Source organism: Rhizobium sp. WCS2018Hpa-16 (genome assembly GCF_031843705.1).
GTDB lineage: Bacteria > Pseudomonadota > Alphaproteobacteria > Rhizobiales > Rhizobiaceae > Agrobacterium > Agrobacterium tumefaciens_C.
The window spans coordinates 910,766-931,282 of sequence record NZ_JAVTIX010000001.1 but is presented as its reverse complement, the minus strand read 5'-3'; the positions used below and the strand labels follow the sequence as shown (position 1 = coordinate 931,282).

18 protein-coding genes are annotated in these 20,517 nt (G+C 57.3%); 6 read left to right on the top strand and 12 right to left on the bottom strand.

Annotation, left to right across the window (positions count from 1 at the left end; genetic code table 11):
- The first annotated feature begins 4 nt into the window (after positions 1-4).
- Genes trpC through glp form a run of 3 tightly spaced genes read left to right on the top strand, consistent with a single transcriptional unit; the run spans position 5 to position 2,556 of the window.
- Positions 5-817: an indole-3-glycerol phosphate synthase TrpC gene (trpC, locus tag RQI55_RS04705; protein WP_243255913.1), complete on the top strand. Its 813-nt coding sequence runs from the start codon at positions 5-7 to the stop codon at positions 815-817.
- The gene (gene moaC, locus RQI55_RS04700; RefSeq protein ID WP_243255912.1) at positions 814-1,296 is read left to right on the top strand and encodes a cyclic pyranopterin monophosphate synthase MoaC; all 483 of its coding nucleotides are present in this window, start codon (positions 814-816) and stop codon (positions 1,294-1,296) included. Before trpC ends, moaC begins: the two co-directional genes overlap by 4 nt.
- A gap of 45 nt (positions 1,297-1,341) precedes the next feature.
- On the top strand, positions 1,342-2,556 hold the full coding sequence (gene glp / locus RQI55_RS04695; RefSeq protein ID WP_243255910.1) for a gephyrin-like molybdotransferase Glp: 1,215 nt from the start codon (positions 1,342-1,344) through the stop codon (positions 2,554-2,556).
- A gap of 46 nt (positions 2,557-2,602) precedes the next feature.
- On the opposite strand, the gene RQI55_RS04690 is transcribed toward glp, so the two are convergent.
- The 7 genes from RQI55_RS04690 to RQI55_RS04660 all read right to left on the bottom strand — a co-directional run bounded on the left by RQI55_RS04690 (position 2,603) and on the right by RQI55_RS04660 (position 10,762).
- Positions 2,603-3,487: a DMT family transporter gene (locus tag RQI55_RS04690; protein WP_243255909.1), complete on the bottom strand. Its 885-nt coding sequence runs from the start codon at positions 3,485-3,487 to the stop codon at positions 2,603-2,605.
- Between the two features lie 226 nt (positions 3,488-3,713).
- Complete coding sequence (locus RQI55_RS04685) at positions 3,714-4,058, bottom strand: HNH endonuclease (RefSeq protein ID WP_243255908.1); 345 nt, start codon at positions 4,056-4,058, stop codon at positions 3,714-3,716.
- A gap of 225 nt (positions 4,059-4,283) precedes the next feature.
- The gene (locus RQI55_RS04680; RefSeq protein ID WP_243255907.1) at positions 4,284-6,242 is read right to left on the bottom strand and encodes a methyl-accepting chemotaxis protein; all 1,959 of its coding nucleotides are present in this window, start codon (positions 6,240-6,242) and stop codon (positions 4,284-4,286) included.
- A 357-nt stretch (positions 6,243-6,599) separates the two neighbouring features.
- Positions 6,600-8,228, bottom strand: a complete 1,629-nt coding sequence (locus RQI55_RS04675) for a CTP synthase (RefSeq protein ID WP_192066819.1) — start codon at positions 8,226-8,228, stop codon at positions 6,600-6,602.
- Positions 8,229-8,384: 156 nt separating this feature from the next.
- Positions 8,385-8,822, bottom strand: coding sequence for a preprotein translocase subunit SecG (gene secG, locus RQI55_RS04670; RefSeq protein ID WP_042619731.1), 438 nt, complete (start codon positions 8,820-8,822; stop codon positions 8,385-8,387).
- Between the two features lie 102 nt (positions 8,823-8,924).
- On the bottom strand, positions 8,925-9,695 hold the full coding sequence (tpiA, locus tag RQI55_RS04665; protein ID WP_243255905.1) for a triose-phosphate isomerase: 771 nt from the start codon (positions 9,693-9,695) through the stop codon (positions 8,925-8,927).
- Positions 9,696-9,880: 185 nt separating this feature from the next.
- Positions 9,881-10,762 carry an alpha/beta fold hydrolase gene (locus tag RQI55_RS04660; protein WP_243255904.1) on the bottom strand — a complete coding sequence of 294 codons (882 nt, stop codon included), beginning with the start codon at positions 10,760-10,762 and terminating at the stop codon, positions 9,881-9,883.
- Between the two features lie 172 nt (positions 10,763-10,934).
- Between RQI55_RS04660 and parE the strand changes: the two genes are divergently transcribed.
- The 3 genes from parE (at position 10,935) to RQI55_RS04645 (ending at position 14,800) form a co-directional block, all read left to right on the top strand.
- Entirely contained in the window at positions 10,935-13,001 is a 2,067-nt protein-coding gene (gene parE / locus RQI55_RS04655; protein WP_243255903.1) for a DNA topoisomerase IV subunit B, read from the top strand.
- Positions 13,002-13,120: 119 nt separating this feature from the next.
- Positions 13,121-13,456: a Grx4 family monothiol glutaredoxin gene (grxD, locus tag RQI55_RS04650; protein ID WP_042619730.1), complete on the top strand. Its 336-nt coding sequence runs from the start codon at positions 13,121-13,123 to the stop codon at positions 13,454-13,456.
- 135 nt (positions 13,457-13,591) lie between these two features.
- On the top strand, positions 13,592-14,800 hold the full coding sequence (locus RQI55_RS04645; RefSeq protein ID WP_243256954.1) for a multidrug effflux MFS transporter: 1,209 nt from the start codon (positions 13,592-13,594) through the stop codon (positions 14,798-14,800).
- Between the two features lie 71 nt (positions 14,801-14,871).
- On the opposite strand, the gene RQI55_RS04640 is transcribed toward RQI55_RS04645, so the two are convergent.
- The 5 genes from RQI55_RS04640 to RQI55_RS04620 form a co-directional block, all read right to left on the bottom strand.
- Positions 14,872-15,696 carry an inositol monophosphatase family protein gene (locus tag RQI55_RS04640; protein ID WP_243255902.1) on the bottom strand — a complete coding sequence of 275 codons (825 nt, stop codon included), beginning with the start codon at positions 15,694-15,696 and terminating at the stop codon, positions 14,872-14,874.
- Positions 15,697-15,759: 63 nt separating this feature from the next.
- A complete protein-coding gene (locus RQI55_RS04635) occupies positions 15,760-16,587 on the bottom strand; it encodes an inositol monophosphatase family protein (RefSeq protein WP_243255900.1) in 828 nt (275 codons plus the stop codon).
- A 32-nt stretch (positions 16,588-16,619) separates the two neighbouring features.
- On the bottom strand, positions 16,620-17,510 hold the full coding sequence (gene ttcA, locus RQI55_RS04630; RefSeq protein WP_243255899.1) for a tRNA 2-thiocytidine(32) synthetase TtcA: 891 nt from the start codon (positions 17,508-17,510) through the stop codon (positions 16,620-16,622).
- A gap of 70 nt (positions 17,511-17,580) precedes the next feature.
- Positions 17,581-18,510, bottom strand: a complete 930-nt coding sequence (locus RQI55_RS04625; protein WP_042619368.1) for a glutaminase — start codon at positions 18,508-18,510, stop codon at positions 17,581-17,583.
- Positions 18,511-18,575: 65 nt separating this feature from the next.
- Entirely contained in the window at positions 18,576-20,444 is a 1,869-nt protein-coding gene (locus RQI55_RS04620; protein ID WP_409233697.1) for a murein L,D-transpeptidase, read from the bottom strand.
- Between the last annotated feature and the right edge of the window lie 73 nt (positions 20,445-20,517).

Here is a 20,517-nt window from a genome sequence, read left to right as displayed (position 1 = left end):
AGCCATGAGCGACATTCTGAAGAAGATCGAAGCCTATAAGCGCGAGGAAATCGCGGCGGCCAAGGCCCGGGTTTCACTTGATGATCTCAAGGCGATGGCTGCTGACCAAGCGCCACCACGCGGGTTCTACAATGCGTTGAAGCGCAAACAGGCAGACGGTGCCTTCGGTCTTATTGCCGAGATCAAGAAGGCCAGCCCATCCAAGGGTCTCATCCGCCCGGATTTCGACCCGCCTTCGCTGGCGCAAGCCTATGAAGCTGGCGGTGCGGCCTGCCTCTCCGTACTGACGGATACGCCGAGCTTCCAAGGCGCGCCGGAGTTTCTGACAGCAGCGCGCAACGCCTGCTCCCTGCCCGCACTTCGCAAGGATTTCATGTTTGAAACCTATCAGGTGCATGAAGCCCGCGCCTGGGGTGCCGATTGCATCCTGCTCATCATGGCATCTCTTTCTGATGATGAAGCAAAGCGTCTCGAAGACGAAGCCTTCTCGCTTGGCATGGATGTGCTGGTGGAAGTGCATGACGAGGAAGAGACCGAGCGGGCACTTAAACTCGCCTCTCCGCTGCTCGGCGTCAACAATCGCAACCTGCGCACATTCGAGGTCAGCCTCGATGTCAGCGAGCGTCTCGCATCCATGGTGTCAGGCGATAAATTGCTGGTCGGTGAAAGCGGCATCTTCACATACGAAGACTGCAAGCGCCTTCAGACGTCAGGCATCACAACATTCCTGGTGGGTGAAAGCCTAATGCGCAAGACCGATGTGACGGCCGCTACCCGCACGCTGCTGAATGGCGAAAACGCGATTGCTGCTGAATGAGCGACGACGCGAAGCTCACCCATATCGGTGCCTCCGGCGAAGCCCACATGGTCGATGTCGGCGAAAAGGCCGAAACCACCCGCGTTGCAGTCGCCGAAGGCTTCGTGAAGATGAAGCCAGAAACGCTTGATCTCATCCGCGACGGCAACGCCAAGAAGGGCGATGTCATCGGCACAGCGCGTCTGGCCGGCATCATGGCCGCCAAGCAGACATCGAACCTCATTCCGCTCTGCCATCCGCTGCTGCTGACAAAAATCCTCGTCGATATTACCGAGGATGACGCCCTGCCCGGGCTGCGGGTCGAGGCGACCGTCAAGCTATCCGGCAAGACGGGCGTCGAGATGGAAGCCCTGACCGCCGTATCTGTCGCGTGCCTCACCATCTACGATATGGCGAAAGCCGCTGATAAGGGCATGGAAATCGGCTCCATCCGCCTTCTGGAAAAAACTGGCGGAAAATCCGGTCACTACAAGGCGTAAGACGTTCTGCGACCTGCATCGCGCTCATAAAAGAGGACACCCCCCATGAAACCTCTCTTGCCCGTTGCGGACGCCCAAAGCCGATTGCTGGCTGCAGCGACCCCTATCACCTCTGTGGAAACTGTGCCGCTTGAGAGCGCAGACCAGCGCGTGCTTGCGCTAAATCTCAAGGCCCGCCTCACCCAGCCGCCGTTCCACGCCTCTGCCATGGATGGCTATGCACTGCGGGCCGTCGATGCCCCACAGATCGGCTCCTTGCTGACCGTCATTGGTGAGGCCGCCGCAGGGCACGCCTTTGCGGGCCATGTCGGCGAAGGCGAGGCCGTGCGCATTTTCACCGGTGCGCCATTGCCAGAGGGTGCCGACGCCGTTCTCATTCAGGAAGATGCCGAGGTGATCGGCGAGGGTAAAATCCGCACGACTTTCCAGGTCACCGAAGGGCGACATATCCGTCCCCGTGGTCAGGATTTTGCCGAGGGGGAAACGGTCCTCAAGGCCGGAACGGAACTAACCTTCACCGATATCACCCTCGCCGCTGCCATGAACCATGCGGCACTGCCGGTCTTTCGCAAACCGCTTGTCGCTATTCTCGCCACCGGCGATGAACTCGTGCCGCCCGGCGGCTCGCCCAATCCAGCGCAAATCGTCGCCTCCAACACATTCGGCGTCGCCGCATTAGCGCGGAAGGCCGGTGCAGAAATTCTCGACCTCGGAATCGTGGTCGATGACGAAGCGCTCATACGCGCAGCCATCGACAACGCCATAGCCGCCAAAGCCGACGTGCTGGTAACGCTCGGAGGCGCTTCGGTTGGAGATCATGATCTGGTGCAGGCGGCGCTTAAAGCGCAAGGCATGGCACTCGATTTCTGGCGCATCGCCATGCGCCCGGGCAAACCGCTGATGGTCGGCTCAATCGGTGACATGCAGGTGCTCGGCCTCCCCGGCAACCCCGTCGCAAGCCTCGTCTGCAGCCTCCTGTTTCTGGAACCCCTCATCCAAAAACTCAGCCACCGCAAGCCCACCTCCCGCGAGACTTCCGCTCAAACCGCCACAACGCTAAAAGCCAACGACCAGCGCCAAGACTATCTGCGCGCCCGCATCATCGGCCACGAGAACGGCAACCCCATCGTCGAAACCTTCACCAAGCAGGATTCTTCGATGATGAAGATCATGGCCGAGGCGGATTGCCTGATTGTGCGTGCGCCATTTGCTGAGGAGTTGCAGGCTGGTGGCGAGTGTGTGGTGGTGAGGCTGAGGTAGGCTGACAGTTTCTGTAGCGCGCCAAAAATACCGATTCTGCTTGGCCCTAAGGCGTGGTTGAAACCGCTGCAGAGACAGTCTTGCGGTCAGCTATCACGTACCAAGCTACGGCTGTCAGCACGACCGCCCCGCCGGCCAGAACAGGAAGCGAGATATACTCCTTGTAGAACAGCAGGACCCAAAGAGGGCCGAGCACGACATCAAGCATCGAGAGCAGACCAGCTTCCCCGGAGCCGACGCGACGAGAGCCTAGGAGCAGGAGAATATAGCCGACACCTGTGGTCAAGACTCCGTAAAAAGCGCAGGCGATAAGCTGTGTTGGCGCAGGAAGCGAAAACTGCATGAAGGGCAGAGCAACACATAAACATAAGATAGCCGCACAGACCGTCATCAGCGTGGAATCCATACTGGGAAAACGCTTCGCGATTACGATCTGCGTCGCGCAACCCGCGGTCATGAGAAACGCCGCAAGGATTCCAATGAAATCGGTTGCCGAAACCGCCGCGCCAGCTGAAATTGCTACTCCGATGAAAGCGACGCAACCTGCGATGACGAAGCGGTGCGTTACCTGATCTCGCAACCACACGAAGGCGATACCTGTCGCGACGAAGGGCAGAGTGGCATAGACCGTCATGACATTGGCGACGCTCGTCCATTGCAGTGACGCAATATAGCTTATCGCCGTGAAGGCTGACACAACGCACGCCACAACACCTGGCAGTCCAAAGGTCTTCGCCGGATGCCGCTTGGTGGTCCTCTGTCTAACAAGCAGGAAGGCGCCGAGCGTGATTGCCGCAAAGCCCGAGCGCCATGCAACCATGGACCATACATCCATATCCGCCATGCGAACGAAAAGACCGGCAGTGCTCCACATAACCGCTGAGGCAATGACCATGTAGATGCCATTAAGACGATCGCGTGCCGGGTTCATGTCCAACTCGCTCCCCCAAGCAAGACCTGCAGATACTCGATGGTATAGACGATCGGCTTAGTCGAGGATGGTGACTGCACGACGCGCGGATGTCGTATTGCGAAGGGAAAGCGCCAAATTCTGGCAGGTGTTTAAGATTGCCCGACCTACACGATCAGAGGTTCGCTTGTATCGCATTTCCGCTACGGCAGCATTCTATTCCGGCTGAAACTTTCGCCCGGGACGATTAGCGGACTCGACGGAATGACTGACGTGATTCCTTTGCAGAATCCGAAAAGCCAGGCGGCTTGGTTCTCACCCAAGTCACGAATGTCTCCACCGCAGGATCTTCCAAAATGGCTTCGATCGTGGAAAACTTCTTGGCGAGTTGGGCATCGGTAAAGATCGAATGTATCTGGTCGTGGCAGATCCGGTGCAGGGAAACGGTTTTCTTTCCACCCTTGCTCTTGGGAACGAGATGATGCTCGTCTCTCTGATCCTCCGGGATGACGCGCTCGCACATCGGGCAGACTACCGGCTCAGGCGCAGGCTCGTCCCATGAAACGAACTCATCTCTATTCTTGCGGGCCACTGCTCGATCCTTACTCGTGTAGACCCCGTATGCTGTAACCGAGGATAGGTGCTAGTTTCAAAACCTGGATGCCAATAGCACGAAACCATCAGAACCATCTATGGCTTCCTTTGGCGCAAACCGTACTTCAATACAAAAGGGCCGCATCGCTGCGGCCCTTGTATTTCACTCAATGTGTTGGCCGTGTGCCGTGGAGCGCACTAGCCGTTGGATTCGCACAAGAGCTTAAAACTCTTCCCACGTGTCCTGTGCGACTGCGGCAGACGATGCACCGCCGCCGAAGGCGCTGGCGATCTTGCGGCCGAGGGCACGGGCTGGCGATGCTGCGGGTCTTGAGTGGTTGGACGCAACCTTTGGTGCCGGGGCAGCTGGAACGCTGCGGCTTGCGCCTTCGCCATTTCCAACGTTGAAGCGTGCCAGCAACTGGTTGAGAGATGCGGCTTCCTTCGCAAGGCTGTGGCTGGCCGCGGTCGATTGCTCGACCATGGCTGCGTTCTGCTGCGTACCCTGATCCATCGTGTTGACGGCGGTGTTGATTTCCTGAAGTCCAACAGACTGTTCACGCGAGGATTCAACAATCGCGGTGATGTGGCGGTTGATTTCCTGAACCTCTCCGACAATCACCTCAAGCGCACGACCGGTTTCGCCAACAAGGTTGACGCCAGAGCGGACATGCTCGCCAGATGTTGTGATCAGCGCCTTGATTTCCTTGGCGGCCTTGGCAGAACGCTGCGCCAGTTCACGCACTTCCTGAGCAACAACGGCAAAGCCCTTGCCTGCTTCACCGGCACGCGCGGCTTCGACACCGGCGTTTAGGGCCAGAAGGTTGGTCTGGAACGCGATCTCATCGATAACGCTGATGATGTTGGTGATCTCACCGGAGGAGCGTTCGATCTCATTCATGGCGGTTACGGCCTGACGAACGACGTCGCCGGACTTTTCAGCGCCCTGACGGGCCTTTGAAACGAGGTGGCCGACTTCTTCTGCGCGGTTGCTGCTGTCCTTCACCGTCGTGGTGATTTCTTCCAGCGCGGCAGCTGTTTGTTCAACAGAAGCAGCCTGCTGTTCGGTGCGCTTGGAAAGATCATCGGCGGCGGAGCGGATTTCGTTTGCGCCAGCGTCGATGCCACGGGCGTTCTGTCCAACAGCACGCAGAGCGTCGTTCAGATTGCCGACGGAGCTGTTGAAGTTGGCGCGAAGCGTATCGAGATGCGCAGCAAATGGCGTTTCGATGCGATAGGCAACATCGCCGTCTGCCAGGCGGTTGAGTGCCTTTGCCAGATTATCAACAGCAAACTGCGTTTCTTCAGCATTCTTGGCCTTCTGCGCTTCATTGGCTGCACGTTCTTTTTCAGACATGCTGCGGTTTGCTGCGGCTTCGGTTTCAAGGCGAATGGTCTCAAGCGCATTGGTGCGGAACACTGCAACAGCCTGCGCCATTTGTCCGACTTCGTCTTTGCGATCCTGCCCATCAACCGGCGCATCTGTCTGGCCATTGGCCAGCGTTATCATGCGCTTGGACAGGCTCGCAATTGGCGTGGTAATGCCCTTTGCTGCAACCACTAGCGAAGCAATGATGCCAAGCGCGAATGTCAGACCGACAATCGTCAGCGACCAAAAGATCGTAGAGTCCGTCTGATGGGACAGCGCGTCACTTCTGCCTGCAACATCCTTCATAACCTTATCGAGGAACTTGGCTGCATCTGCTGCCAGCGGCACGATCAACAAATCTGCTTTCGCCAGAGCGGCCTTGGCAGCATCATCCTGATCGTTTGCGCCAAGCTTGACAGCCTCGTCGGTCAAGGCAATCACCTCTTTCGACTTGGAAATAAAGGCGTCGAGAGCCGGCTTTTCAGCTGGCAGAAGTTTAGCCGTCGTTTCCAACCGATCAAAGAGCTTGGCTTTGGCATCCGCATAAAGCGCTAAGGCTGCCTTCATGCCGGCAGTATCACTGCCATAGACCAGGGTTTGGTATGCGGCATAGGCCGTTGCTGCAAGGTTTCTATTTGCGCGAGACATTGCTGTCACGCCAGCAGTATCGTTGGAAATGAAATCCGTGTAGCTGTTATCAGCGCTCTTGAAGCTGTTTGACATAAACGCCGTCGCGCTCAATCCCACAATACAGAGCGGTAAGACGAGAGCGAGGATCTTGGTGCGTATGCTCGCATTTTTAAGAAATGACATGTTTTGGGGAACCCTGTTGATCGCCAAACGCGTAGCAGCACGCAAGAAGACGCTCACTGAGCAAAGCCAGTGCCACTACGGAGAAATCGGCATTTTGATGATTGATGACAACCATCGCTCGCGATCATCGCGGCTCGGTAAACTTGTCTGGTTAACGACTAAACAGCTTCTATTTAAATACCATTAAAATCTAAGGGATATTAGCAACGCCTATCTCAGCTGCCAGAAATGCACCCGCAGGCCAGCCATCGCTGTTGGTCAGATCAGGCGTCCAATGGCAGAGGTTCCGCGAATAGACTCAATAAAAAAAGGCCGCATCACTGCGGCCTTCTGCAATTTGATCTCAGCACTGATGCCTCAAACCAACCGGCTGCGCTCCACCGCAGCTTCAATGAAGCTAGCGAAGAGAGGGTGCGGGTCCAATGGGCGGCTCTTGAGCTCGGGGTGGTACTGCACGCCGATGAACCATGGGTGGTCAGGGTATTCCACCGTTTCAGGCAGAACGCCATCCGGGGACATGCCGGAGAAGACGAGGCCGCAGTTTTCGAGGCGGTCCTTGTAATCAACGTTCACTTCATAGCGGTGGCGGTGGCGTTCGGAAATGTCCGTGGAGCCGTAGATATCGGCAATCCGCGTGTCTTTCTTGAGCTTAGCCTTGTAAGCGCCCAGACGCATCGTACCGCCAAGATCGCCAGCAGCATTGCGCTTTTCAAGCTCGTTGCCCTTCACCCACTCGGTCATCAGGCCGACGACTGGTTCCTGCGTGGTGCCGAATTCGGTCGATGAGGCGTTCGCGATTCCAGCAAGATTGCGGGCCGCTTCCACGACCGCCATCTGCATGCCGAAGCAAATGCCGAAATAAGGAACCTGACGCTCGCGGGCAAACTGTGCTGCGCGAATCTTGCCTTCCGAGCCGCGTTCACCGAAACCGCCGGGAACGAGAATGGCATCAACCTTTTCCAGATAGGGCGCCGGATCTTCTTTTTCGAAGACCTCAGACTCGATCCATTCCAGCTTGACCTTCACGCGGTTGGCAAAGCCACCGTGATGCAGAGCCTCGATGAGCGACTTATACGCATCCTTGAGGCCAGTATATTTGCCGACGATGGCAATCGTAACCTCGCCTTCCGGCGTGTGGATGCGGTTGCAAACCTCTTCCCACTGCTCAAGGCGTGGCTTTGGTGCAGGCTCGATGCCGAACGCAGCCAGAACCTCGTTGTCGAGGCCTTCCTTGTGGTAGGCAATCGGCACGTCGTAAATATTGGCAACATCCAGCGCCTGAATAACGGCGGAAGGACGCACGTTGCAGAACAGAGAAAGCTTGCGGCGTTCGGCTTCCGGAATTTCCCGGTCGGCACGTACCAGCAGAATATCCGGGTGAATACCCAGGGCCTGCAATTCCTTGACGGAGTGCTGCGTAGGCTTGGTCTTCAACTCGCCAGCTGCCGGAATGTAAGGCATCAGCGTCAGATGCACGAAGATGGCCGTGCCGCGTGGCAGGTCGTTCTTGGCCTGACGGATCGCTTCCATGAACGGCATGGCTTCGATATCGCCCACCGTGCCGCCGATTTCGCAGATGACGAAATCGTATTCCTCGTTGCCTTCAGTCACGAAATTCTTGATTTCGTTGGTAACGTGCGGAATGACCTGCACCGTCGCGCCGAGATAATCGCCGCGCCGTTCCTTATCGATGATGTTCTTGTAAATCCGACCCGTAGTGATGTTGTCGGTCTTGGTAGCCGAGCGCCCCGTGAAGCGTTCGTAGTGACCGAGATCGAGGTCCGTCTCCGCGCCGTCATCCGTCACGAACACCTCACCATGCTGGGTGGGGCTCATGGTGCCGGGATCGACATTAAGATAGGGGTCAAGTTTGCGAAGCCGCACCCGGTAACCACGGGATTGCAACAACGCTCCGAGTGCTGCGGCCGCAATGCCCTTACCAAGTGAGGAGACCACGCCGCCTGTGATGAATACATATCGCGCCATGGGATTTACCGCTTACCTTTAAAAGAGTGATTCCGCCAGTCCAAATTTCTGAAAGCCTGCATTCACCTGTTGATGAAGGGCAGAGCCTGGCCGGAATATGAACAAAAGAAAACCGGCAGGCTTTTGGCCTGCCGGAGCGTTATGCATCAACCGGGTTTACTGACCGGTTGGAACTGCGTTCGGATTTGCCGGAGCGGGCGTAGCCGGTGCCGGAGCGGCAGGCGTTGCCGGTGCAGCGGCACCATTCGTGGATGATGGAACGCCGTTTTGCGCCGGCGCTGCAGGCGTGGACGACGAAGGCCCAAGCGTATCCAGAATGCCGTTACCCTGGCCCTGTGTAGCCGGAATACGATCCAGAATATCTGTTGGACGCGATTCGTAGCGTGTGAGAAGGCCCAGGCCGAGCGATGTTGCGAAGAACAAAGCCGCGAGAATGGCCGTTGCGCGTGTCAGGGCATTTGCAGTGCCGCGTGCGGACATAAAGCCCGAGCCGCCGCCAATACCAAGACCACCGCCCTCGGACCGCTGGATCAGGACCACGCCGACAAGCGCCAGCACGATCATGAGATGAATAACAATCAGTACGTTCTGCATGACAATCCATTCCATGCCCCGTTTGGAGCACAATGAAGAAGTTTGCGGCTCTTTACATGAGGCGAAAGCGTATTCCAACCCCCTGAGAGACGAAAGACGGTATCAAGCCGTCAATTGCTCATATGCGGCATAGATGGAGAGGAAATCGGATGCTTTCAAGCTGGCGCCGCCAATCAGCGCGCCATCCACATTTTCGACGCCCATCAGCTCCAGCGCATTGTTTGGCTTGACCGAGCCGCCATAGAGGATTCGCATGCCCTGCCCTTCAGCGCCGAAACGCCTGACCAGCTCGTCACGCATGAAGGCGTGAGCCTCGCGCACATCCTGCGTGGTGGGCGTGAGACCCGTGCCGATGGCCCAGACGGGCTCATAGGCAATCACGGTGTTTTCAGCCACGGCCTCATCCGGCACGGAGCCAGCAAGCTGGCGCTTGAGCACATCCAGCGTCTGACCGGACTTGCGTTCATCCGCCGTCTCGCCAATGCAGATGATCGCAACCAGATCGGCCGCATAGGCAGCCGTCGCCTTGATCCGCACCAGATGGTCTGTTTCAGCATGGTCCGTGCGGCGCTCTGAATGGCCAACGATGACATGCGTGCCGAAGCAGTCGGCAATCATTTCGGCAGAAATATCGCCCGTATGAGCACCTGACGGGTTCTGGTGGCAATCCTGCGCGCCGATGAGAAGCGGGCTGTCATCGCACAGCGCAGTCGCCACATAGAGCAGTGTCGAAGGCGGGCAGATCAACGCATCCACCTTCTCGGAAAGCGGACCTTTGACACCCTCAGCCATCGCTTTGATCTGATCGAGCGAATCGCGTGTTCCGTTCATCTTCCAGTTTCCAGCGACGAGCGGGCGAACATCAGGGGTCATATGCGATCCATTCCTTCTAGCTAAAAAAGCGCTCGATTATGACGAGTGCCTGTTCGTGGCCTATTCCTCTTTCTCTTAAAGGCTCAGCCCACGTTTTGGTACAAAAAAGAACGTTATTGGTTCACAACCTTGGTTAAATTCTCAGCAGCCTGCACGTATTTAAGAGTGCAAGGCGAGAATTCTGCTCAATGCGCAACCAAAAAGTTCAGAACAGCGCGCCAGTCCGTCATCCGAACGGGCGTACCATGTGTTCCTGTCTGGTAAAGCGTGAAACGCACGGGCTGTCCTGCCTTCAGCAGCGTGCGGAACATGGCCGCCTGCTGCTCTGCCGAATACGTGGTATCTGCACTGCCATGGGTGAACCACACCGGCTTTTTCGCCTTGGCAAATGCGCTTTTCGGAAAATCAGGATCGACCGCACCGCCCAGAATTGCCATGCCCTTCAAATTCGCCACGGCCTGTGCATCGCGGCTAATGCCGTAACACAAGAAGCTGCCCATGGAGGCGCAGGCGAGAATAACCGGACGCCCGCCGGACTTTGCCTTGGCATCGGCAATCAATGCCGCCATGTCATCCACGCCATTCTGGTCGAAGCTGCGCGCACTTGGCGCGTAATAGGTGCCGCCATTTGCAATGGCGAGGTTTTTCAGCCGGTTGAAATTTCCGCCGAAGCTGTAATCATTCATGCCCAGCCGCCGGTCTCCGCCACGACCGTGGATGAATATCACCGTAAATGCCTGGCCGGAGGCCGGGCCAACGCGGCCAACATCAAGCGCCCTGCCCTCGACGGAAATCGTTTCCAGCGTCTGGAACTTCTTTGGCGAAAGGTCGACATATTGCCGCTTGACGCGGCGTTCCGGCGTCTCATCCCGGCCGTTGATATCGCGCATCTCCTGATAATCGATGACCTGCGACGCACCGCCATCACCTGTGGAAAGCACCGTCTGGGCCGAGAAAAGCTCATCCTTGAAGGGTTTCAGCGGCCCGCTAGAGGTTTGCGCCGAGGCTGGCACGATGGCCACAGAGAGGCAAATAAGAGTACAAAAGGTGAAAATAGCTGTGGACATGCCTTGAGGAACCCATTCAATTCGGCCACAACACTTGCCATCCGGGCGTGCGCGGCGCAATCCTCGGATACGCGAAAACCGATCATCCGTGCTTGAGCAGCAAGTATGCGTTGCCGTCTGTGGCAGATCATAAGCCTGCTCGCATGGCCAAATTCTGATTGAACTGGGCACAATGGACGATAGCAACGATCTTTTTTCAAGCCAACCTGTAGCCACGCCACCAGAGCCTAAGGAGGCCGTGGCCAAGTCTGCGCCTGCCGTGAAGGCAGTTGCGAGCACGCCGAAGCCTGCCACTGTGACCACGTCTTCCGAACAGGAATATGGCGCGTCCTCTATTCGGGTTCTCGAAGGGCTGGAGCCGGTGCGCATGCGGCCCGGCATGTATATTGGCGGCACGGACGAAAAAGCGCTGCACCACCTGTTTGCCGAAGTCATAGACAACTCAATGGACGAGGCCGTCGCCGGCCACGCCAACTTCATCGAAGTCCATCTGGATGCGGAAGGCTTCCTGACGGTCAGCGATAATGGTCGCGGCATTCCAGTGGAAAATCATCCGCAGGTTCCGGGCAAATCCACGCTCGAAGTCATCATGACGAAGCTGCATGCGGGCGGCAAGTTCGATGGCAAGGCCTATGAAACATCAGGCGGTCTGCACGGCGTCGGCGTATCCGTGGTCAATGCGTTGTCGGACCTTCTCGAAGTGGAAGTGGCCAGAAACCGCAAGCTTTATCGCCAGCGTTTTTCCCGCGGCATTCCCATGGGTGGCCTGGAAGAGCTGGGCGATGTTCACAATCGCCGTGGCACACGCGTTCGCTTTCACCCGGATCCGCAGATTTTTGGCGACCACGCGAAGTTTGAACCGGCGCGGATTTTCCGCATGGCGCGCTCCAAGGCCTATCTGTTCGGTGGCGTGGAAATTCGCTGGAGCTGCGATCCCGGCATGGTGCCACCGGATGGTGACATCCCTGAAAAGGCCGTATTCCACTTCCCCGGCGGATTGAAGGACTATCTGGCCGCAACGCTTGGCAAGGACTTCACCGTCACGCGCGAAATCTTTGCCGGCAAGACGGAAAAGACCGGTGGCCACGGCGCCATGGAATGGGCTGTTACATGGTATGGTGGCGATGCCCAGTTGCATTCCTATTGCAACACCATCCCCACGCCTGAAGGCGGCACCCATGAGGCTGGCCTGCGCATTGCTCTGACCAAGGGCCTGAAGAACTACGCTGAGTTGACGCAAAACAAACGCGCCCGCGAAATCACGACCGATGACGTGATGATTTCGGCTGTCGGCATGCTGTCCGTCTTCATTCGCGAACCGGAATTCGTGGGCCAGACAAAAGACAAGCTGGCAACGGTGGAAGCACAGCGCATCGTTGAAAACGCGCTTCGCGATCCGTTCGATCACTATCTGGCTGGCAACCCTAATGAAGCGGCAAAGCTTCTGGACTGGGTTATCGAACGTTGCGAAGAGCGTTTGCGCCGCCGCAAGGAAAAGGAAGTCAACCGCAAGACGGCCGTTCGCAAGCTGCGTTTGCCCGGCAAGCTCGCGGATTGCTCGCAGAACACTGCTGAGGGCGCCGAACTGTTCATCGTCGAGGGTGATTCGGCTGGCGGTTCTGCGAAGCAGGCGCGCAACCGCGCCAATCAGGCCATTCTTCCCCTTCGCGGAAAGATCCTCAACGTTGGCAACGCCAGCCGCGAGAAGCTATCTGCCAACCAGCAGATTGCCGATCTCATTCAGGCGCTGGGCTGTGGCACGCGCACCAAATATCGAGACGAAGATCTGCGATATGAACGCATCGTCATTATGACAGATGCCGACGTGGACGGCGCGCATATCTGCTCGCTGCTCATCACCTTCTTCTATCAGGAAATGCCGGAGCTTATACGCGGCAGCCACCTCTATCTGGCCGTTCCGCCGCTCTACGTCATCCGTCAGGGTGCGAAGACCGTCTATGCCCGCGATGACGCTCACCGCGCCGAGCTGATGGAGACGGTGTTCAAGGGCAAGAAGGTCGAGATCGGTCGCTTCAAAGGCCTTGGCGAAATGATGCCAGCGCAGTTGAAGGAAACCACCATGGACCCCTCCAAACGCACACTGCTGCGGGTGGAGATCGATGACGTGGACTTTGAGGGAACCCGCGAAGCCGTTGATAACCTCATGGGTTCAAAGCCTGAGGCGCGTTTCCGTTTCATTCAGGATCGCTCGGCATTTGCGGAAAATCTCGATATCTGACAATGCCGGTTTCGGGCGGATTTGATTTTTTGCCATTTCCGGCTGGAAATCGTGCGCTCCCGTGTTATCTAAGAACAAACGAAGCAGCGGCCTTGAACCGCATGTGAAAGGATATGGCCATGAGCGGCATTCACGAAATGATCGACGGAGAAGTGAAGAGCAACGATATCGTGCTTTTCATGAAGGGTACCCCACAGTTTCCACAGTGTGGTTTCTCCGGTCAGGTCGTTCAGGTTCTTGATTACCTCGGCGTGCAGTACAAGAGCGTCAACGTGCTTGCCGATGCAGATCTGCGCCAGGGTATCAAGGATTACTCCAATTGGCCCACCATCCCTCAGCTCTATATCAAGGGCGAGTTTCTCGGCGGTTGTGACATCATCAGAGAGATGTTCCAGTCCGGCGAACTGCAGGACCATCTTCAGGAACAGGGTATCAGCGTCCGCGGCGCGGCATGATTCCGGCCGGTGCAGACCGGCCCCCCTACTTTTAAAAACCTGTCTAGGCGTTGCCCCAAGCAACGCCTTTGCCGTTCTATTGGGACAAATTCTGTGACAAATCCTTCACAATCAGATCCAGCGCGCACCATATCCATGGGGCGTACGGAATTCATCGCGCTGGCAGCAGCGTTGATGGCGCTCAATGCGCTGGCAATCGACATCATGTTGCCGGGCTTGCAGGAAATCGGCGCTTCGCTTGGCGTCGACAATGAAAATCACCGTCAATATGTCATCTCGGCCTATCTGATAGGCTTTGGTATTTCGCAGCTCTTCTACGGCCCGCTCGCTGACCGTTTCGGTCGCCGCACGCCCATGCTGGTCGGCCTGGCGATCTACATCATCTCGTCCATTGCCGTTATTTTTGTGCCGTCCTTTGCAGGCCTTCTCGTGCTGCGCTTCATTCAGGGCATCGGCTCGGCTGCCACACGCGTCATCACCATTTCCATCGTTCGCGATATCTATGGCGGACGGCAGATGGCGGAAGTCATGTCGCTCATCATGATGGTCTTCATGGTCGTGCCCGTTATCGCACCCGGAACCGGACAGATCGTTCTGTTCTTCGGCGATTGGCACCTGATCTTCGGCTTCATGGCGGGCATTGCTGCCATCGTGACCCTGTGGATGTATCTTCGCTTGCCGGAAACCCTGCATGCTGAAGATGTGCGTCCGCTCACCGTCGCCTCCGTCTTGCAGGGCTTCAAGATCGTGCTGACCAACCGGATAGCGCTTTGCTATACCATCGCCAGCACAATCATCTTTGGTGCGCTCTTCGGCTTCATCAACTCGGCGGAGCAGGTCTACAAGGGCATTTATGGACTGGGGCCCTGGTTTGCCGCCGCCTTTGCGGGCGTCGCACTCTTCATGGCGTTGTCCTCGTTCCTCAACTCCAAACTCGTTGGCCGTTTTGGCATGCGTAAGCTGTCGCATGGATCGTTGATCGGCTTCATCGTCATCACCTTCGTGTGGCTCTTGGCACAGATGTACGGGCCACAGCCCATGCCATTCGTGCTGTTCATCGTCATGTTTGCGCTCGCTATGTTCCAGTTCGGCCTCATCGGCTCCAACTTCAACTCGCTGGCCATGGAACCCCTTGGCCACGTCGCTGGCACCGCCTCGTCGGTCATCGGCTTCATGAGCACCATTGGCGGCTCGCTGATCGGCGCAGTCATCGGTCAGGCTTATAACGGCACGGCGCTGCCCATGGTGGCTGGCTTCTTCGTCGTTTCGGTCGTTGGGCTGTTGTTCGTACTGCTGGGTGAAAAGGGCGTTCTCTTCCAGCCGCAGAACAAACCCACGCACTGAATGTGCCAAATACAGAAAAGGCGCGGATGGTGACATCCGCGCCTTTTGCGTTTGTACGGGAGAGCCTTGGCTCAGACCGTGAAAATCTTCTCGCGCAGCAGTTCCCAGGTTTCCTCGTTCGCCGTCAGCAAAAGCCCGCCATCGACATGGTGGGGCAGGTAAGGCGAACCATCAAGACGTGCTGCGTAAGCGCCGGATTCCTGCGAAATCAGCGTGCCAGCAAGGTGGTCCCAAGGCATCAACTTGTTGTACATAAGGAAGTGCATGTGGCCACCGCAGAAAATGCGGTACTCATGGGCTGCGCAGCGATAGCTTGTGAACAGGCGCACATCGGCCAGATTGTTCAGCAGCCGGCGGCGCACTTCACCTTCAAAATAGCCGGTGTTGGCGATGCCCACCATTTGTGAAAGCTCTGGCGGTGGCACGACGCTCATCTGGGTTTGTGAGCCATCGGCGCTGCACATCCATGCGCCAGAACCCTTCTCGGCAATCACCCAGTCATTGCCCATGGGATCGTAGATCAGGCCAGCGACAGTCTCGCCCTTGGAAATCACGCTCAGCATGACGCCGAAAAGCGGGAGGCCGGCGGCGAAATTGAATGTGCCATCGATGGGATCGACAACCACGGCCAGATCCGCCTGCCCCAGCTTGCCCAGCAGGGACGGATCGGCAGCAACCGCTTCTTCGCCCACAAACAGCGCATCCGGCATGAACTCGGCCACGCGTGCCCGGATCAGGCGTTCGGCAGCTTCATCGGCCTCCGTCACAAGGTCGATGGCCTCAGTCTTGATCCGCACATCGCCTTCACCCAGATTGCGAAACCTTGGCAGGATTTCCACTGCCGCCGCCTCTTGCAGGGCGTTGGCAAGAGATGCGATGTCGAGTTCCACGGTCATGGGTCGTTCCTTCCTCAAGGCATGTCGCACCAGTGGACGACACGCATTACAACAGGTCTCAAATCAAAGGCCGACGATTTCGCGCCGCAGCATCTTCCAGCTTTCCTTGTCGGGGGCAGACAGGATACCGCCTGCCAGATCTCCGGGACGATAGGGCGTGCCATCGAATTTGGCCGTATACCCGCCGGCTTCCTGATGCGTCAGCACACCGGCCAGATGGTCCCAGGGCATCAACTTTTCATGGCCGATGAAGTGGATCTTGCCGCTGGAAACCAGCCAGTATTCGTGCGCGGAGCAATTCAGCGAAAGCGCCATTTTGGCTTTCGTCAGATTGGCCGCGATAACCGGGCGGCGCTCCTCAAAGCTATGCCCCCAGGAAAACACGCCGACCATCTGTGAGAGCTCGACCGGCTTGGCGACATCAAGTTTCACCTCTGCGCCGTTCTTGCGGATCAACCTTGCGCCAGCGCCTTTCACGGAGACGACCGTGTCCCCCATCACAGGGTCATGGATGATACCTGCGACGGTCTCACCCTTGATGGTTACGGCCAGTAACGTGCCGAAGGCTGGCAGGCCTGAGGCATAATTGAACGTGCCGTCGATGGGGTCAATCACGAAGGCCAAGGGAGCATCGACAAGAGCGGGCACAACCGAGCGGTCGGCATCATAGGCCTCTTCACCGACAATATGAGCCGTTGGAAAACGCTCCAGCAGCGCGGCGGTGATGCTTTTTTCCGCCAGAAGATCGGCTTCAGTGACAAGATCGATGACCGAGGTCTTTTCCGAAACATCGGAGGCACTGAGGTTGCGAAAGCGCGGCATTATCTCAGTTACGCCAGCATCGGCAACGATGGAAACAAGGTAATCGAGATCGGAATCGGAAATGGTCATGAAGGGCTTCTTTTAAGGATGAAATGCTGTGCTCACGTAAGCTCCAAGCGTGACGGCTCCGTGACAGCAAGGCCCGCAAAATCAAAAAGCTTCGGGTCAAGCAGATGCGACGGATTGACGTGGGCCATGGCGCGCAACATCACATCCTTGCGGCCAGGCATGCGGCGTTCGATATCCGCCAACATGTCCTTCATCGCATTTCGCTGCAAACCATCCTGTGAACCACACAGATCACAGGGAATAATCGGGAACTCCATGGCTGCGGCAAATTTCGCCATATCGTCCTCGGCGCAATAGGCCAGCGGACGCAGCACCATCAGGTTGCCTTCGTCGTTCATCAGCTTCGCCGGCATGGCCGCCAACCGTCCGCCGTGAAAGAGGTTCATGAAAAATGTTTCGAGAATATCTTCGCGATGGTGACCCAGAAGCAGCGCATCGCAACCTTCTTCGCGCGCAATACGGTAGAGATTACCGCGGCGCAGGCGCGAACAGAGGGAGCAATAGGTGCCACCCGCAGGCACTTTTTCCTTCACGATGGAATAGGTGTCGCGGTACTCGATGCGGTGCTGCATGCCGATCTTGGTCAGATATTCCGGCAATACATGCTTGGGAAAGTTAGGCTGGCCCTGATCGAGATTGCAGGCAATGAGCTCAACCGGCAGCAGGCCACGCCATTTCAGGTCCAGCAGCAGCGCCAGCAGACCATAGCTGTCCTTCCCGCCTGACAAGCCCACCAGCCAGCGCTTCTGACCCTTCAGCATGTCGAAATCTTCGAAGGCCTGGCGCACATTGCGCAGCAGACGCTTCCGCAGCTTGTTGAACGAGACGGATTGCGGCACATGCGCAAACAGCGGATGAGTACCACTCTGCTCATCAAGCTCGACGCCCTCTGGCATGTCATCGATTTCTGCGGCAATGGTCATGGCAATCTCGCTTGGTCCTGAACGTTTGAAGCGTCCCGGCCTCAGGCAATGCCCGCATATGAGCGGAAGATCAAGCCCCGAATACGGACCAGCCCATTTCGTTGGCCAGCATTTCCAGTGCTGCAGAACCCAGTGCGGAGTTGCCGACCTCGTTCAAACCAGGAGACCAGACGGCGATGGACGCCTTGCCGGGCGCAACCACTAAAATGCCGCCGCCAACGCCGCTCTTGCCCGGCAGGCCGACATGATAGGCAAAGTCACCAGACCCATCATAGTGGCCGCAGGTCAGCATCAGCGCGTTGATGCGTCGCGCCCGCTTGTCCGATACCACTGAATGGCCCGTGACCGGGTTGCGGCCATGATTAGCCAGAAACAGCCCTGCCCGCGCCAACTGAACGCAATTCATGGAAATGGCGCATTGATGGAAATAAACGCCCAACGTGTGTTCTACCGGGTGGTGAAGATTGCCGAAGCTGCGCATGAAATTGGCGAGCGCCAGATTTCTGAAGCCCGTCGTCTGTTCAGATTTCGCGACGGAGTTGTCGATGGAAATCGTATCGTCATTGGCCAGATATTGAATGAAGCGCAGCAACTCGCCAATGGCCTCGCGCGGCTGGTGACCGGCCAGCACCATGTCGGTGATGACGATAGCGCCAGCATTGACGAAGGGGTTGCGCGGAATACCCGCCTCGCGCTCCAACTGAACGATGGAGTTGAACGATGAACCAGATGGCTCCCGCCCCACCCGCTTCCACACACTTTCACCGGCTTTGCCCAGCGCAAGCGTCAGCATGAACACCTTGGAAATACTCTGAATGGAAAACGGAACCCGGGCGTCCCCGGCCACATAGGTTTCGCCATCGACAGTGGTCACGGCGATACCAAATTGCTTGGGGTCTACCTTGGCCAGTTGCGGGATATAATCAGCAACCTTGCCCTCACCCAGACGGGTTTGCATGTGCTTGCAAATGGAATCGAGTACCGTCTGAATGTCCCGCATGGCCCTTGCCCTTTGATAATAAAAAAGCGCCCGTCAAGGCGCTTTCTGTTCTTGCTCGCTCGCTATCAGATGGATGACGAGCGCGTCTTGGTCGTCGCGTCGAAGGCCTTCATGACGTAGCTGTCGCGGTCATAGACGTCGTCGAAATACTGCACGTGGCCGTCCTTGTCTGGCCATGCCGTGAAATAGGCAACATAGACGGGGATCTTGCCCGGCACCTGCACGGCGCGGTTCTGGCCAGCGGCAATCTGCTTGTCGACATCGTTGATGCTCGTGCCCAGAACGGCAGCAGCCATGCGGCGCGGATCGACAAGACGAATGCAGCCGTGGCTGAGAGCCCGCATATCGCGGCTGAAGAAGCTCTTGGCTGGCGTGTCGTGCATGTAAATGGCGTGGGAGTTCGGGAACAGGATCTTCAGGTCACCCAGCGCATTGTCGCTGCTTGGCGGCTGGCGAACCGAAATCGCGTTGGTCGAACCGTACCAGTCAACGCTGGACGAAGACACGGTGCGGCCGTTGACGGAGACTTCATAGCCCTGACGATCCAGATAGGATGGATCACGACGCAGCTTTGGCAGCATTTCATTGACGATGATGGACTGCGGAACGCCCCAGTAAGGGTTGAATTCAACGGTCTGAATCTCATCCTGGAAGAAGTAGGTCTGGTTGGCCTTGGAGCCGATGACCACCTTCATGCCGAAATCTTCCTTACCTTCATTATGGTAGTAAGCCATGAATGCGGGCTGGTTGATGAACACGAAGCGGTCACCCAGATCTGCTGGCAGCCAGCGCACCTGTTCCATCGCTACTTCAAGCTTTGCGATCTTGACTTCATTGCTGTCACCGGTCATGGCGCGCACGGTTGCGCGGCCAATCACGCCATCGGCCTTCAAACCATTTTCAGCCTGGAACGACTTTACCAGATCAACCAGATCAGGCGTGTATTCCGGTGTCTGCTGATAGCCAGCCAATGTCATGGCGTGCTCGGTCTTCAACCCGGCAGATGAGCGATGCTCAATGGCCTTGACGACCATCGCCATCTCGACGTTGTTTTCACCCGGCTTCAGAACGAGGTCTGTGGGAACCGCGATCTTGCTGGTGCTATCCCGGTCCTCGTTGCGCAGCTTCACAAGCTCCGCCTTCAGGGCCTGGTATTCGACATTAGATGGCTCGCGGCTGCGCAGATAAGCGCCGACATCGGGGCTCATGCTGGCAAGCTTCAGCACCGGCGCGAGATTGACCGTCTTGCGCTTGAAATCATGATAGCCAGACAGTTTGTTGGGATCGACGCGGCCACGCGCCGTGTCCTGCACATAGGTCAGAACCTTGACGGACAATGCCAGTTCAAACTGCATCATCGCAGGCGGAATATTCTGCTCGTCGGTCAGGGCAACATTCTGGACCTGCGCCTGCGGCTCTGCGGAAATGCTGGCGGTCACATCCTGCGATGGTGCGGAAACGGCGTAGTCGGCAGGGTTGAGACCGCTGTCGCCGACCGTTTCAAAGAATGCGAGGACGGCGCTTGCGCGTTCGCTGATGTCGCCGTTCGACACCCAGATAGGCGCACCACCGGCGTTGTAATAGGCTTCCACAGCCTTGGCGATTTCAGGCGTTGCGGAAACCTTGACACCGGCAAGACCAGACGAAAACTTCGAGCTGTCGATGACGCGCGTGCTGTCTGCCTTGTAGGTATAATAGCGAGGGCCGGCCACGCGTGGCAGCGGCTCTGGGTCCACATCACGGGTGGCAGCGATACCTGGCTGGGTCACACCCGGAAGACTGCGCTCCTGACGCTCACGTTCACGCTCAACCTTGCCCGGTCCACCACGCAGAAGATCCATGAGAGTGACGGCACTGGCGGTGCTTGGCACGCCAGCCGAAACGGAAAGACCGAGAGCCAAAATCCATGCTGCCGATATTTTTCCTGATGTGATTTTCAATGTAATCCTCGCCGCGTCCCGCGCCATCATTCATCGATGCGCATATGAGAAGTATGTGTCTGTCTAG